This is a genomic window from Ruthenibacterium sp. (genome assembly GCF_017421385.1).
In the GTDB taxonomy this organism is placed as follows: Bacteria; Bacillota; Clostridia; order Oscillospirales; family Ruminococcaceae; genus Ruthenibacterium; species Ruthenibacterium lactatiformans.
Genome location: NZ_JAFOIN010000092.1, coordinates 114,424 through 128,885 on the forward strand (window position 1 = coordinate 114,424; position 14,462 = coordinate 128,885).

General features: G+C 55.3%; 10 protein-coding genes. 2 read left to right on the top strand and 8 right to left on the bottom strand.

Going from position 1 to position 14,462, the window contains the following annotated elements:
* The first annotated feature begins 61 nt into the window (after positions 1–61).
* Both IIY41_RS11530 and IIY41_RS11535 read left to right on the top strand, forming a co-directional pair.
* Complete coding sequence (locus tag IIY41_RS11530; protein ID WP_050004238.1) at positions 62–1,477, top strand: MBOAT family O-acyltransferase; 1,416 nt, start codon at positions 62–64, stop codon at positions 1,475–1,477.
* 180 nt (positions 1,478–1,657) lie between these two features.
* On the top strand, positions 1,658–2,806 hold the full coding sequence (locus tag IIY41_RS11535) for a DHHW family protein (RefSeq protein WP_287400817.1): 1,149 nt from the start codon (positions 1,658–1,660) through the stop codon (positions 2,804–2,806).
* 78 nt (positions 2,807–2,884) lie between these two features.
* On the opposite strand, the gene gatB is transcribed toward IIY41_RS11535, so the two are convergent.
* From gatB to whiA, 8 genes are all read right to left on the bottom strand, one after another.
* Positions 2,885–4,330, bottom strand: coding sequence for an Asp-tRNA(Asn)/Glu-tRNA(Gln) amidotransferase subunit GatB (gene gatB / locus IIY41_RS11540; protein ID WP_050004240.1), 1,446 nt, complete (start codon positions 4,328–4,330; stop codon positions 2,885–2,887).
* Between the two features lie 4 nt (positions 4,331–4,334).
* Positions 4,335–5,783, bottom strand: a complete 1,449-nt coding sequence (gatA, locus tag IIY41_RS11545; RefSeq protein WP_050004241.1) for an Asp-tRNA(Asn)/Glu-tRNA(Gln) amidotransferase subunit GatA — start codon at positions 5,781–5,783, stop codon at positions 4,335–4,337.
* Between the two features lie 12 nt (positions 5,784–5,795).
* Positions 5,796–6,065, bottom strand: a complete 270-nt coding sequence (gene gatC / locus IIY41_RS11550) for an Asp-tRNA(Asn)/Glu-tRNA(Gln) amidotransferase subunit GatC (RefSeq protein ID WP_009325799.1) — start codon at positions 6,063–6,065, stop codon at positions 5,796–5,798.
* A 62-nt stretch (positions 6,066–6,127) separates the two neighbouring features.
* Complete coding sequence (gene ligA / locus IIY41_RS11555; RefSeq protein ID WP_050004242.1) at positions 6,128–8,134, bottom strand: NAD-dependent DNA ligase LigA; 2,007 nt, start codon at positions 8,132–8,134, stop codon at positions 6,128–6,130.
* A gap of 82 nt (positions 8,135–8,216) precedes the next feature.
* Positions 8,217–8,834, bottom strand: coding sequence for a sporulation protein YunB (gene yunB, locus IIY41_RS11560; RefSeq protein ID WP_173022169.1), 618 nt, complete (start codon positions 8,832–8,834; stop codon positions 8,217–8,219).
* 152 nt (positions 8,835–8,986) lie between these two features.
* A complete protein-coding gene (gene pfkA, locus IIY41_RS11565) occupies positions 8,987–9,961 on the bottom strand; it encodes a 6-phosphofructokinase (protein WP_009325802.1) in 975 nt (324 codons plus the stop codon).
* A gap of 92 nt (positions 9,962–10,053) precedes the next feature.
* Positions 10,054–13,536 carry a DNA polymerase III subunit alpha gene (locus IIY41_RS11570; RefSeq protein WP_287400823.1) on the bottom strand — a complete coding sequence of 1,161 codons (3,483 nt, stop codon included), beginning with the start codon at positions 13,534–13,536 and terminating at the stop codon, positions 10,054–10,056.
* Positions 13,529–14,446, bottom strand: a complete 918-nt coding sequence (gene whiA / locus IIY41_RS11575; protein ID WP_287400825.1) for a DNA-binding protein WhiA — start codon at positions 14,444–14,446, stop codon at positions 13,529–13,531. The genes IIY41_RS11570 and whiA overlap by 8 nt, the downstream gene beginning before the upstream one ends.
* Positions 14,447–14,462: the final 16 nt, after the last annotated feature.

The following is a 14,462-nucleotide window of genomic DNA, read 5'->3' on the forward strand; positions in this document are numbered from 1 at the left end:
GCTTTGCTTTTTGCCGCGGGAATGTCCGGCGGCGCAATGTTTCCAAACAAGGAGTGAAAGCATGGTCTTCAGCACCGTACTGTTCCTGTTCCGTTTTCTGCCCATCACACTGGCACTTTATTATCTTGCGCCCGCAAGGCTGAAAAACACCGTTCTGTTTTTGTGCAGCCTCGTGTTCTATTCTTGGGGCGAAGTACGCCTGTTTCCGGTAATGGCAGCCGCCATTCTAATCAACTATACTGCAGGCCTTGGCATTGAACGCTTCAAAGACAGCGCCGCTGCGCGACGCGGCTTTTTATTGTTCAGTATCATCGGCAGCCTTGGCATGCTGTTCTTTTTCAAATACACCGACTTTTTCATCAACAACATCAACGCCGTAATAGGAACGTCCATTCCCCTCCTGCGCCTGACTCTGCCGCTCGGCATCAGCTTTTATACATTCCAGACGATGAGCTATTCCATTGATGTATACCGCGGCGATGTGAAAGCCGAGCATAATCTGATCAACTTCGGCGCTTATGTGGTCATGTTCCCGCAGCTCATTGCCGGGCCAATCGTGAAATACAGCGATGTAGCGGAACGGCTCCACATTTTAAAGGGCCGTGTCACGATGGACCGCATCGACGAGGGCATCTCACTGTTCATCTTCGGGCTTGCCAAAAAAGTGTTGCTGGCCGACGGTATCAGCGCGCTTTGGTACGACGTGATCGGCCATGATGTAAACGGCGTATGGGAAGCAGGTGTTGGATTGTCCAACGCGTCTACACCTCTGGTGTGGCTTGGCATCATTTCCTATGCCCTGCAGATCTACTTCGATTTTTCCGGCTATTCTATGATGGGCATCGGCATGGGCAAAATGCTGGGCTTTGATTTCCCGGACAACTTCAATCTGCCTTACATTTCGCGCAGTATCACTGAATTTTGGCGGCGCTGGCACATCACACTGTCCAGCTGGTTCAAGGAATATGTATATATCCCCCTTGGCGGCAACCGCAAGGGTCTGACTCGCCAGCTGTTCAACATTTTTGTAGTATGGTTCCTTACCGGCTTCTGGCACGGAGCAAACTGGAACTTCATCTTCTGGGGCCTCTATTACTGTGTGCTGCTGATGATTGAAAAAATCTGGCTGCTGCCGCACCTGAAAAAGGGCAAGGTCTGGCCGCACATTTACACGATGCTGCTTGTCATTGTGGGCTGGGCGCTGTTCGTCGGCAGCGACAAAGGCGTTTCGCTCGGGCTGCTGCTTCAAAAGCTGTTCGTGCCCTCGGGCGGCGTTTCACCGCTGTACTTCCTGCGCAACTACGGCGCTCTGCTCATTGTCGGCATTTTGTGCGCTACGCCTCTTCCGCAGAAGCTGTATGAAAAATTCAAAACGAACACGCTGATGCGCGGGCTGGTTCTTGCGCTGATTTTTGTTGTGACCATCGCCTATATGGTGGACGCCACGAACAGTCCGTTCTTATATTTCCGCTTCTGACAAGCGGTCACTGAAAAAAGAGGGAGCGCCGCAGCCAATAACCATATGGAAACGGCGTTGGCCGGTTTTGCACAGCAAAACCGAGATGAAATCGAGGAGGCGCCGCGACCAATACCCTATGGGAGCGGCGTTGGCCGGTTTTGCACAGCAAAACCGAGATGAAATCGAGGAGGCCCCGGAATGATCCGCAATTTATGGCAGGAGCTGAAAAAGTTCCCCATCGTTCTGCTTTTTCTCGCCTTTTTGTTCTGCTTTTCCATCCTGGACGCACTCTGGCCCAAGCGGGAATTTTCCGAGTTGGAGAACCGGAAGCTGATGCAGCTGCCCAAGCTCACTCTTGCGGGGGTTCTTTCCAAAGACGATCCCTGGATGGCCAAATATACTGAATACACCAAAGACCAGTTCATTTTCCGTGACGGATGGATCGACCTGAAAAGCCGCGCGGAGGCAATGCTTCTCAAAACGGAAAACAACGGCATCTGGTTCGGCAAAGACAATTATCTCTTCCCGAAATTTCTTGCCGTCGGCGAGCGCTTTGAAAAAAATCTCGACGCTGTTGAGCGCATGGCGCAGCGCCATCCCGGCAAGGTGAGCGTTATGATCGCGCCCTCATCCAGCCTTGTGCTTTCTGAAAAGCTGCCCTGGCAGGCACCTGTTGCGGATGAGGATATCTATCACGACAGCATCGTCGAACGGCTGTCCGGCCAGGCGGCGGTGTATGACCTGCGAAAAACACTGCGCGCCCATGGTGATGAATACATTTTCTACCGTACCGATCATCACTGGACAAGTGAAGGCGCTTACCTTGCATATGAACAGTTTGCAGGCAGCAAAGGCCTTCCGCTGTTTGACCGCTCGGCCGCGAATGAAAAAAAGGTCGAAAACTTTTACGGAACAAGCTATTCCAAAGCCCGCAACTACGACGTGGTGCCTGATACCATCACGTATTACGATCTGCCCAACCAGCTGACTGTCTACACGGCCAACGCAGACGGCAGCGAAAGCGGCGAAACCGGCCCGCTGTACAACACCGCCGATTTTGAAACACGGGACAAATATAAGGCATTCCTGCGCGGCAACAACGGTTATTCTGTTCTGGAGGGCAACGGCACAGGCAGTATCCTCATCATCAAAGACAGTTATGCCAATGCTTTCATTCCCTATCTCGTCGAGGATTACGCCTCTATCGGGATTGTGGACTTCCGCTATCTCAATAAAAAAGTGGACAGTCTGATCGAACGCGGCGGCTACGATGAGATCCTTGTGCTGTTCAGCTTCCAAGGCTTTATGGACGACATGACGCTGGCGGCGAAAATTGCCACGCCCTGAGGAAATAGCGCCTAACCAAAAACGCCCTGCGCGGTTTTATCCGTGCAGGGCGTTTTTTACTGTTCTTAATTCTGAAAATCACAGTTTTTCAATGGCCGAAAGCAGCATTTCGCGCAGAACGCCGGGATTCCCCTGCCCTCTGCTGGCCTTCATACACTGGCCCACAAGGAAGCCCGCAACATTGGTCTTGCCGCCCTTATAATCCGCCACAGCCTTGGGGTTGTTCGCCAGAACATCGTCTACGATCTTACCCAGCGCTCCCGAATCGCTGATTTGAGCAAGCCCCTTTTCTTCCACGACCTTGGCCGGAGGAACATCCGTCTCAATAATCACGTCAAGCACTGTTTTTGCAGCTGTGTTGGAGATGGTGCCTTTTTCGATCAGAGCGATCATCTCCGTCAGATTTTCTTTTGTCAGGGCTGTATCCGTGATCTCAATGCGGCGCTCGTTCAAAATCTTTGCAATATCTCCGATCATCCAGTTGCAAATGAGCTTCTTATCACAATTGCCAAGCGCCACACAGGCATCAAAAAACTCCGAACGTGCACGGTTGGAGGCCAAAAGTTCCGCATCCACCGGCAGCAGGCCATACTCTTTCACATAGCGCAGCGCCTTAGCCACTGGCAGTTCAGGGATGGAATCCTTCAATTCCTGAACGTGCGCTTCACTCACTTCAAACGTGAGCAGATCGGGGTCTGGGAAATAGCGGTAGTCCTGCGCATCCTCTTTCGAGCGCATCACATAGCTTTTGCCCTTGGCATCATCCCAGCGGCGGGTCTCCTGTTCGATAACGCCACCCTTCCTGATGACCTCGATCTGCCGCTGCGCCTCATACTGGATGGCGCGGTACACCGCGCCGAAGCTGTTGACGTTTTTCATCTCGGTTCGAGTGCCGAATTCCTTCTGTCCGCGGGGACGCACAGAGACGTTCACGTCTGCGCGCACACTGCCCTCCTGCATCTTGGCGTCTGAGATGCCGAGATAAAGCAGGATGTTTGTAATGGCTTCCATGTACGCCTTTGCTTCCTCCGCACTTCGCAGGTCCGGCTCGGAAACCATCTCAATGAGCGGCACGCCGCAGCGGTTGTAATCCGCCAACGTTCCGTCAAAGGAATCATCGTGAATGAGCTTGCCCGCATCCTCTTCGATGTGGATGCGCGTGATACCGATGCGCCGTACGTCGCCATTCACAAGGATGTCCAAATAACCGTTTTCGCACAACGGAACGTCAAACTGGCTGATCTGATATGCCTTGGGAAGGTCCGGATAAAAATAGTTCTTGCGGTCATTTTTACTCACACGGTTGATAGAGCAGTTCAGCGCATGGCCCATTTTTATGGCGTAATCCACCACCTGCTTGTTCAGCACCGGCAGCGTGCCGGGCATCCCCATGCACACCGGACAGCACAATGTGTTCACCTCTGCGCCGAAAGCATTTTTGCAGCCGCAGAAAATCTTGGTCTCGGTGCACAGCTCGGCATGCACCTCAAGGCCGATCACTACTTCATAATCCCTGTTTATCATCTCGTCACAGCTCCTTTACCGCAAAGCCGCCCCTGGCAGTCTCGTAAGTTTTCGCAACGCCCAGCAATTTTGCCTCGCTGAACTTCGGCCCGATGAGCTGCAGGCCGATGGGCAGGCTGCCCGCGCCGAACCCGCAGGGTACGCTGATGCCCGGCAGGCCCGCGATATTCACGGTAACAGTGCAGATATCCGAGGCATACATCTCCAGCGGGTCGCTCGTCTTTTCACCCAGGCGGAACGCCGTGGTAGGCGTAGTAGGCGTGGCAATGACGTCGCATTTCCGGAATGCATCTTCAAACTCCTGCGCGATCATCCGCTGCAGCATCTTCGCGCGTTTGTAGTACGCGTCATAATAACCGCTGGAAAGCACATAGGTGCCCAGCATGATGCGGCGTTTTACCTCCGCGCCAAAACCTTCGCTGCGCGTAGAAAGATAAAGATCGTTCAAATTGCCCTCGCGATTGCCTGAATAGCCGTATTTTACGCCGTCATAACGCGCCAGATTCGAAGACGCTTCAGCGGAGGAAATGATATAATAGGCCGAAAGAGCATAATCCGTGGAAGGCAAAGAAATTTCGACGATTTCAGCGCCCAGCGCTTTCAGGTCATCCACTGCCTTCCATACAGCGGCCTTATTCTCCGCGCTGACGCCCTTTCCGAAGTACTCTTTCGGCACACCGATGCGCAAGCCCTTAACGCCCGTCGTTATGCCCGGGAAAGCATATTCCTTGCTGGTCGCATCATGCGCCGCGTCTCTGCCGCAGATGGCGCTGAACAGCAGCGCCACATCGTCCACTGTACGGGCGAACGGCCCGATCTGGTCCAGCGAAGAAGCAAACGCTACGAGGCCGAAGCGCGATACCGCGCCGTATGTAGGCTTGAGGCCCACGATACCGCACAAACCGGCTGGGCAGCGGATGGAACCGCCGGTATCGGAGCCGAGGGAAAGCGGCACCTCGCACGCAGCCACACTGGCCGCGCTTCCGCCGGATGAGCCGCCCGGCACACGAGTGGTATCCCAAGGGTTTTTCGTGGGCTTGAAATAAGAATTTTCGCACGAACCGCCCATGGCAAATTCGTCCATGTTCAGCTTGCCGGGGATTACCGCGTCTGCGGCCGCCAGCTTCTCCACTACCGTCGCATTATACGGCGGCACAAAATTCTCCAGCATCCGGGAGGCACAGGTCGTTTTCAGGCCCTTGGTACAGATATTGTCCTTTATCCCCACAGGAATGCCGGCCAGCACGCCCAGCGTCTCCCCTCTGGCGATTTTTTCATCCACTTCCTTTGCCTTCGCACGCGCGGTATCCGCCGTTACGGACAAAAACGCGTCAACCTTCGGCTCTACCGCGTCTATGCGCGCGAGCGTGTCGTCCAGGATCTCGCACGCGGTCACTTCTTTGCTGCGCAGCAGGGCGGAAAGCTCTGCCGCTGATTTTTTATACAGTTCCATTGTATGCCCTCCTCACTCTACGGTCTTCGGCACGACGATGCAGCCCGCAACGGCCTGGGGCACGTTTTGCAGCATTTCATCCCGCGGATACGAGGGCACAACGGCATCCTCGCGCAGCTCCATGACATTGCCCGGCTCCAGCAGCGTGGCCGCACTGGGGATCTCCGGCAGATTCTCCACCATCGCAACGATACCGGAAAGCTCTTTTTCAAACGCTTCCACCTGTTCCTCCGGGATCTTCAGCATCGCAAGCTTCGCGATGTGCCGTACATCGATTTCCATATTCCATTCCTCACTTTTATCAGAATTGTTCGGGCGCCCCGCACAGCGCGGCGCTTAAGGTGTCAGCTTTCAATCGTATCGCGCTGCGCTTGGAGCATCGCAAGAAATTCTTCCTCGCTGATAACAGGGACGCCCAGCGACTGCGCTTTTGTCAGCTTGGAGCCCGCCGCCTCGCCCGCGAGCACATAGCTCGTTTTCTTAGAGACGGACGACGACGCCTTGCCGCCGTTCTGTGTGATGAGCGCTTCTGCCTGCGTGCGGGAAAGCGTGGGCAGCGTGCCGGTAACCACCAGCGTTTTGCCCGCCAGACGGTCTGTCTTTTTCGGCCCGTTGTAGCGCATATTGACGCCAGCCTCCCGCAGACGGCGCACCAGATCCTGCGTACCATCTTTGGCAAAAAAGTCCAGCACGCTCTCGGTCATCACCCCTCCGAAGCCGTCGATCGCGTTGATTTCTTCCTCCGCCGCGGCCTGCACCGCCTCCATCGTAACGAAATGCTCCGCCAGCAGTGCGGCGCCCTTACTGCCGATATTGCGGATGCCCAGAGCAAACAGAAGCTTGTCCAGCCCATTCCGCCGCGAAGCGGCGATAGCCGCCAGAAGATTTGAAACGGATTTTTCCTTGAACTTATCCAGTGTGATAAGCTGTTCCGCTGTAAGGTCGTAAATATCTGCGGCGGTATGCACAAGACCGCGTTCCACAAGCTGCCTGGCTACTGCCGGGCCGAAGCCGTCGATGTCCATTGCAGCCCGGGAGGCAAAATGGATGATGTTGCGCAGCGTCTGGGCCGGACATTCGGGGTTTGTACAGCGCAGGGCCGCCTCATCTTCCATGTGCGACACCGGCGCACCGCACGAGGGGCACGCCTGCGGCATCTCGAACATCTGCGCATCCGGAGCATGCTGTACTACAGCCACCACTTCCGGAATGATATCCCCCGCCTTGCGCACGCGGATCACATCCCCGATGCCGACGCCAAGTTGCCGGATGAAATCCTCGTTGTGCAGGATAGCCCGGGAAACGGTCGTTCCCGCCAGCAGCACCGGTTCAAACACAGCCGTCGGCGTCAGCACGCCTGTGCGCCCGACAGAAACCTCGATATTCAGCAGCTTTGATTCTTTCTCTTCGGGCGGATATTTGAAGGCAACGGCCCAGCGCGGGAACTTATTCGTGCTTCCCAACGCATCGCGCTGTGCAAAATCGTCCACCTTCACCACTGCACCGTCAATGTCATACGGCAGCGTACCGCGCAGCGCGCCGATGGCTTCGATTTCCCGGAGCACGTCATCGATATTACAGAAGCGCGCATGCCGCGGAGATACCGGAAACCCCAGCGAGGCCAGGTAGTCCAGGCTTTCCTTGTGGCTGTGCAGCGTCATTCCCTCGATACGCTGCAGATTGAACACAAATACGGACAACCCACGGCCGGCAGTGACGGCGCTGTCCTTTTGACGCAGCGAACCCGCCGCCGCGTTGCGCGGGTTTTTAAATGGCTGCTTATCGCTGAGCTCCTGCTCCTCCACCAGCTTCAAAAAAGCATCGCGGGGCATATATACTTCTCCCCGCACTTCCAGAAAGTCCGGCGCTCCGTCTGGCAAGCGCTTCGGGATATCCTTTATCGTCGCGAGATTCTGCGTTACGTCTTCCCCCACAATGCCGTCGCCCCGGGTGGAGCCCCGAACAAAAACACCATTCCGGTATTCCAGGCTGATGGAGAGGCCGTCTATCTTTGCCTCCACCACATACTGCGGCGCCAGACCGGCTTCCCGCATTCGCGCGTCGAATTCCCGGACTTCATCCAGTGAAAAAACATCCTGCAGGCTCTCCATTTTTACAATGTGCGTCACTTTTTCAAAGCGGCCGGAGGCAACGCCGCCAACATGCTGCGTGGGGGAGCTTTCGTTCACGAATTCCGGATGTTCCGCCTCCAGCGCTTTCAACTCGCGTGTCAGCGCATCGTACGCATAATCATCCAGCTCCGGCGCATCCAGGTCATAATACAGATGGTTGTGATAATCGATTTTTTCTTTCAGGGCCGCATAGCGCTCCCGCGCCTCTGCAATCTCCAAGATACCACCTCAGTCGCATAGAAATACAGTTAATAGTATAGCATAAAACAGCGCCATTGCATACAGCGCGCACGGATAAAATTTACGACCCGGATGCGTAAAATTGCGGCACTTTGCCTACGATCAGCGTCTGGGCGATGCACACTTCATTTTCCACCGTTACGCTTGTGGAATACCCGGGCAGGATGGCACTCATTTCCACTGTGAAACGGATGAAGATGCGGTGCTGTGTCTGGTTGATGCCCGCCGTCTCCAGTGTGTCCACGATCGTGCTCTGCACAAAGGATGCCGGCACCACCTGCAGCGGGATGTCCGGCCCTCGCCCCGCCATGATCTGCCAGCCCAGAAGCGTGCCCAGCGGGATGCGCACATCCTGTTTTGGGACGGAGAGGAGCCGGTTGGCCACGGCGTCTGTCAGCCGCGTTTTCAGGCGGTTTACTTCTACGGAATTGATTTCGATGGCAGATACCGTGCCATCCGGCGCTTTGTCCACTTCCACCAGTGCCTGTTCAATATCCTGCACCTCATTCAATTCTTCCATCACCGCCTCGTTCATAGCCAGCACGGAAACCACACGGCACTGGTACTGCGCCATTGTGGTGATCACCGGACGCAGACGGTTGTCCAGTACGGAAAACACGGCAAATACCGCGCAAAACGCCAAAAACAGCCGAAACAGTATGACGCGTCTTTTGGACACGGTTACAGCAGACCTCCGAAAACGCCGCATTTCAGCCCCCTCCTTCCCTGTTGCAGTAATACAGTATATTCACGGCGGGGGCAAATCGTGTTTTTGATGCAAAAAAGCAAGGGTGCCGCCCGAAAAGCAGCACCCTTGCCGTTTTTTACAAATTAAATGGAAATCGTGGAGCCGATGTCCAGCAACGTTGTATCAATGGTCTTGTACATGGAAAGAGCCACAGAAATATCGTAGTCAACGATAGACTCGGCCTTTGTTGCGACCACGCGGTTATAGATTCCCTTGCGCAGAAGCTCCACGGCATGGTAGCCCATACGGCTGGCCGTGACACGGTCACGCAGTGTGGGCGAACCGCCGCGCTGCACATGGCCCAACACGGTAGCGCGGGAGTCGATGCCCGTGCGGGACTGGATCTCGTTTGCCAGGTCCTGCGCATGGCCGACGCCCTCGGCGATGATGATGATGAAATGCTGCTTGCCGGTTTTCTGCGTGGCCTTCATCTTGGCGATGACGTCGCGCTCCAGGTCGTACGGAACCTCAGGGATCAACGTTACAAGCGCCCCCACCGCGATGCCCGTGTTCAGCGCGATGTACCCGGCATTGCGCCCCATGACCTCCACAACACTGCAGCGGTCGTGGCTCTGTGTGGTGTCGCGCAGCTTGTCGATCATTTCCACAGCGGTATTCATGGCCGTATCATAGCCGATGGTGTAATCGCTGCAGGCGATATCGTTGTCGATGGTGCCCGGAAGCCCCACACAGGGGATTCCCTGTGCCGCCATATCTTTGCAGCCGCGGAATGAGCCGTCGCCCCCGATGACCACAAGCGCGTCAATGCCGTTGTCACGGCAGGCCTGCGCGGCTCTTTGCTGCCCCTCCAGCGTTTTAAACTCCAGGCAGCGGGCCGTATACAAAATGGTGCCGCCGCGATGGATAATCTCGGAAACGCTGCGCAGGTTCATATCAATGATATCTCCCGTCAACAGACCATTGTAGCCGTGACGAATGCCCTTTACACTATATCCGCGCATAATCGCCGTACGCACGACGGCGCGGATGGCGGCGTTCATGCCCGGGGCGTCGCCGCCGCTGGTCAGCACGCCGATGGTTTTGATTTCGGTTGCCATGGAAAAACCTCCTTCAAATATTCAAACACTCTAGTTACCCATTATAAACAGATGTTGCATCAAATTCAAGCCGCTTCGTTAAAAAAATCACCTTATTTTACTTTTACATTACCGGCTCCCAGTACCCGCTCCAACTCGGAGACCAACAGGTCGCTCTGTGTGCACCAAAGGCTTTTAGGCGCAAGCATGCGCTGTTTTGTATCCTCGAAGTACATATAAACAGGGAAATTGCCCTCGAATATCTGGAGCAGGTTCTTCGTCTCCTCAAAGCTCTCACTGCGCATGGACGAAAGTTTCAGCCATAGTCCGTTTTTTGTACTTTTGATGTCAGTTTTTATCTTATCGGGCTCATAGCGCTCTACGTCCACAATGGAATCCGCAATCAGCTTGCTGGGTTCATCTTCTTTATATGATACGCGCCCTTTGATCACCACTACGGCATTGTCATGCACAGCTTCAGAAGCAGCCAGAAGGACCTTCGGAAACGCAAGCACTTCCATGGAGCCGCTCAGGTCCTCCACCGTGATGAACGCCATCATGCCGCCCGCTTTGGTATTGATCGTCTTGGTGCGCACCACCGTGCAGACAAGCGTCACATTCTGCTCATCATAGGCATGCGCATTCTCTCCCACAAGCTCGCTGATGCGGCATGTGGACACCTTTTCGATCACCGGACGGTAATGGTCCAGGGGATGCCCGGACAAGTACAGGCCGCTCACTTCTTTCTCCATCTGGAGCAGGATGTCATAAGGATATTCTTCCCCGCTGTCCGGCAATTTATAGACGTTCCGTCCAGACTCCTGTTCACCGTCCAGAGCGCCAAACAGATCGATCTGCCCGTCCAGATTCCGCCTCGCTTCACTCTCCACACTTTTGAGGATGCCCTCCACGCCGTCCATCATGGAACGCCGCTTGGCCTCCAGATTGTCGAACGCCCCGCTTTTGATCATACTTTCCACCGCGCGGCGGTTGATCTCGGTGCCATGCAGACGCTTGCAGAAATCATACAGGCTGCGGTACGGCGTGCCGCTGCGCTCACGCACAACGGTAGCGATCAGGTTCCTCCCCACATTTTTCAGCGCCAGCAGGCCGAAACGGATGTCCTTTCCCTCCACCGTGAAGCCCGCATCGCTGGCGTTGATGTCCGGCGGCAGCACGCGGATGCCCATACGCTGGCATTCAGCGGTATACTCGATCACCTTTCCCGTGTTGTCCAGCACGCTCGTCAGCAGGGCCGCCATGAATTCACGTGGATAATGCCTTTTCAGATAAGCGGTTTGGTATGCCACCACCGCATAGGCCGCCGCATGCGCTTTATTGAAAGCATAGGATGCAAAGCTGGACATATCGTCAAAAATGGCATTGGCCACTGTTTCGGAGATCCCGTTTGCCACACAACCGGCGCATTCGTGCCCCGGCTCGGTGTTGCCGTGCACGAAATGCTGGCGCTCCTTTTCCATGACATCGTGCTTTTTTTTGCTCATGGCGCGGCGCACAAGGTCGGCCTGCCCGTAAGAAAAGCCCGCCAGTTCACGGCAGATCTGCATCACCTGCTCCTGATAAACGATGCATCCGTTGGTAACGTCCAGAATATGCTCCAGCTGCGGCGTTTTATATTTTACATTGCCCGGATTGTGCCGGTTCGCAATATACGTTGGAATAGACTCCATCGGGCCCGGACGGTACAGTGAGATAATGGCGATGATGTCCTCCAGGCTTTTGGACTGCAGGCCCATCACCGCCTGCGTCATGCCGCCGGATTCCATCTGAAACACGCCCTCTGTCTCGCCCGCGTTGAGCATGGCGTAAACGCGCTGGTCATCATAAGGAACCGCGTCCATGGAAAAGCCCGGCTCGCGCTTTCGGATCATTTTCTCCGCATCGTCAATGACAGTGAGCGTACGCAGGCCAAGAAAGTCCATTTTCATCAGGCCCAGCTCCTCAATTGTGGTCATCGTAAACTGAGTGACAGGGTTGCCGTCGTTGGTTGCGAGAGGTACGTATTCATCCGCTGCCTCACGGGTGATGACTACGCCCGCCGCATGCGTGGATGCATGGCGCGGCATGCCTTCAAGCTTGAGGGACATATCGATGAGCTCTTTCACCTGCGGGTCCGCATCGTAGCGCGCCTTCAGCTCCCTGGAGATGGAAAGCGCCTTGGTCAACGTCATTTTCGGCTCCATCGGCACCAGCTTGGCAATACCGTCCACCGTGCCGTAGGGCATGTCCAAAACGCGGCCTACGTCGCGGATGGCAGCGCGCGCCGCCATCGTACCGAAGGTCACGATCTGCGCCACATGGTCGGCGCCGTACTTGCGGATCACATAGTCGATGACCTCCTGACGGCGCTCGTAACAGAAATCGATGTCAAAGTCCGGCATCGAGACGCGCTCCGGGTTCAGGAAGCGTTCAAACAGCAGATTGTACTTGATGGGGTCGATATTGGTGATACCTACACAGTAGGCCGCAAGGCTTCCCGCACCGGAGCCGCGTCCCGGGCCCACAGGGATCCCCTGGCTTTTCGCATAGTTGATGAAATCGAACACAATCAGATAATAGTTGATATACCCCATGCGGTCAATAATGGATATCTCGTAGTCCAGCCGGGCGCGTATATCCTCCGGCACGTCCGCACCGTACCGCCGCAGCAGACCGTCCCGGCACAGCTTTACAAAATACTCTTTGTTGTCCATGCCGTCCGGCGCCACAAAATACGGCAGCTTTGTCACGCCGAATTCAAAATCAAAGCTGCACATCTCTGCGATTCGGTTCGTGTTTTCACAGGCTTCGGGCCATGCGCTGAACAGCTCGTACATCTCGTCGGTGCTTTTGACGTAGAACTCATCCGTGCCGAATTCCAGTACGTCATCGTCATTCACCGTCTTGTTTGTCTGGATGCAAATGAGAATGTGCTGCATCCTGGAATCTTCTTTTTCAAGATAGTGGGCGTCGTTGGTGGCGACCAGAGGAATGCCTGTTTCCCGGGAAAGCCGCACAAGCAGGGGCAGCACCGTGCGCTGCTCGTCCAGCCCATGGTCCTGTATCTCAATATAATAGTTTCCTTTGCCGAACAGATCTTCATAGTACCGCGCAAGATTCTTGGCTTTTTCATAATCCCCTGCCAATAAAGCCTGAGGGATTTCGCCCGCAAGGCAGGCGGAGAGACATATCAGCCCCTCATGGTACTCTTCCAGCAGCTCGTGGTCCACACGCGGCTTGTTGTAAAAGCCTTCCGTAAAGCCCGCCGACACCATCTTGATAAGATTTTTATAGCCCGTCTCGTTTTTGCACAGCAGCACCAGATGGTTGGAGCCGTCGATGCGGTTCACCTTGTCGAACCGTGTGCGTGTGGCGACATACACCTCACAGCCGATGATGGGTTTGACCCCCGCCTTTTTGGCGGCTTTGTAAAAATCCACGCAGCCGTACATGACGCCGTGGTCGGTGATGGCAACAGCGGTCTGGCCCAGCGCTTTCACGCGCTGCATCAGCCCCTCAATGCGGCATGCACCGTCCAAAAGGCTGTATTCGGTATGCAGATGCAGATGTGTAAAGTTTCTTGCCTTTTCAGCCATTCCTTGTCCTTTCTTTCAGGCTTTCCGCCGTTTGCTCCAGTTTTTTCATTCGGTGCGAAAGGCCCGATTTGCTCAGCGGAGGGCGGACCAGCCCGGCCAGCTCCTTGAGGGAAAGGTCCGGGTTTTGCTCCCGCAGGGCGGCGGCTTCCCGAAGCGGCGCGGGCAGCGTTTCGAACGCGCCGCGCTTTTTCAGATAAGCGATAGCCTCCAGCGTCTGCCCGCTGGCAGACACGGTTTTATCGATGTTTGCCGTTTCACAATTGGTAATACGATTGGCTTTGTTTCGAAAATCCTTGTACACCTTCAGGTTCATGATCTCCAGAGCCGCGCCGGAAGCTCCCATGAATGTGAGCAGATCCTCGATCTGCTCGCTTGCTTTCAGATAAAGCACATTGGAGCCTTTGCGCCGGGTGTGCTTAGGCGCGAAGCCATGGCCCATCAGCAGTGCTTCGAAATCCAGGATCAGGTTGTAGCGCACCGATAAAAATTCCAGGTTATATTCCCTCTGCGGGTTTGTAATGGTGCCGCAGCACAAAAAGGCCGCGGCAACAAACGCACTCACGCAGTGTTCACAGGTAAAGTTTCTGCTGTTGATGCGCAGGCTCGGCTCTTCGCCTGTATGTCCGAACAGGGCCAGCATCCGCCGCACCTCGCCCGGCTCTTTCACCGCGAATTCATAAACGCAGCTTTCCTCGCTCCCCTTAACATAAATCTTTCCCGCCACGCCCGCGCGGGCAAACATTTTTTTCGCGTACTGCGCTACGGCGATCTGTTCCGTGTGCAGAACAACGCCACGGGTGTCAAAATATTTGCCGAAGCACGCAAAGCCATAGGCAGCTGCAACGGCGCAGCAGCTGCCGCCCGCTTCGCGCGCAATGATCTCTTTTTTTACGTCCTGGGAAAAGCTCACGACGCGTCCTCCTTGC

Coding starts and splice junctions, on each gene's coding strand:
- IIY41_RS11570 (WP_287400823.1), bottom strand. CDS start 13,536: ATGGCTGAAAAGGCAAGAAACTTTACACATCTGCATCTGCATACCGAA.
- gatC (WP_009325799.1), bottom strand. CDS start 6,065: ATGGAAATCGATGTACGGCACATCGCGAAGCTTGCGATGCTGAAGATC.
- pfkA (WP_009325802.1), bottom strand. CDS start 9,961: ATGGCAACCGAAATCAAAACCATCGGCGTGCTGACCAGCGGCGGCGAC.
- IIY41_RS11535 (WP_287400817.1), top strand. CDS start 1,658: ATGATCCGCAATTTATGGCAGGAGCTGAAAAAGTTCCCCATCGTTCTG.
- gatB (WP_050004240.1), bottom strand. CDS start 4,330: ATGATAAACAGGGATTATGAAGTAGTGATCGGCCTTGAGGTGCATGCC.
- IIY41_RS11530 (WP_050004238.1), top strand. CDS start 62: ATGGTCTTCAGCACCGTACTGTTCCTGTTCCGTTTTCTGCCCATCACA.
- gatA (WP_050004241.1), bottom strand. CDS start 5,783: ATGGAACTGTATAAAAAATCAGCGGCAGAGCTTTCCGCCCTGCTGCGC.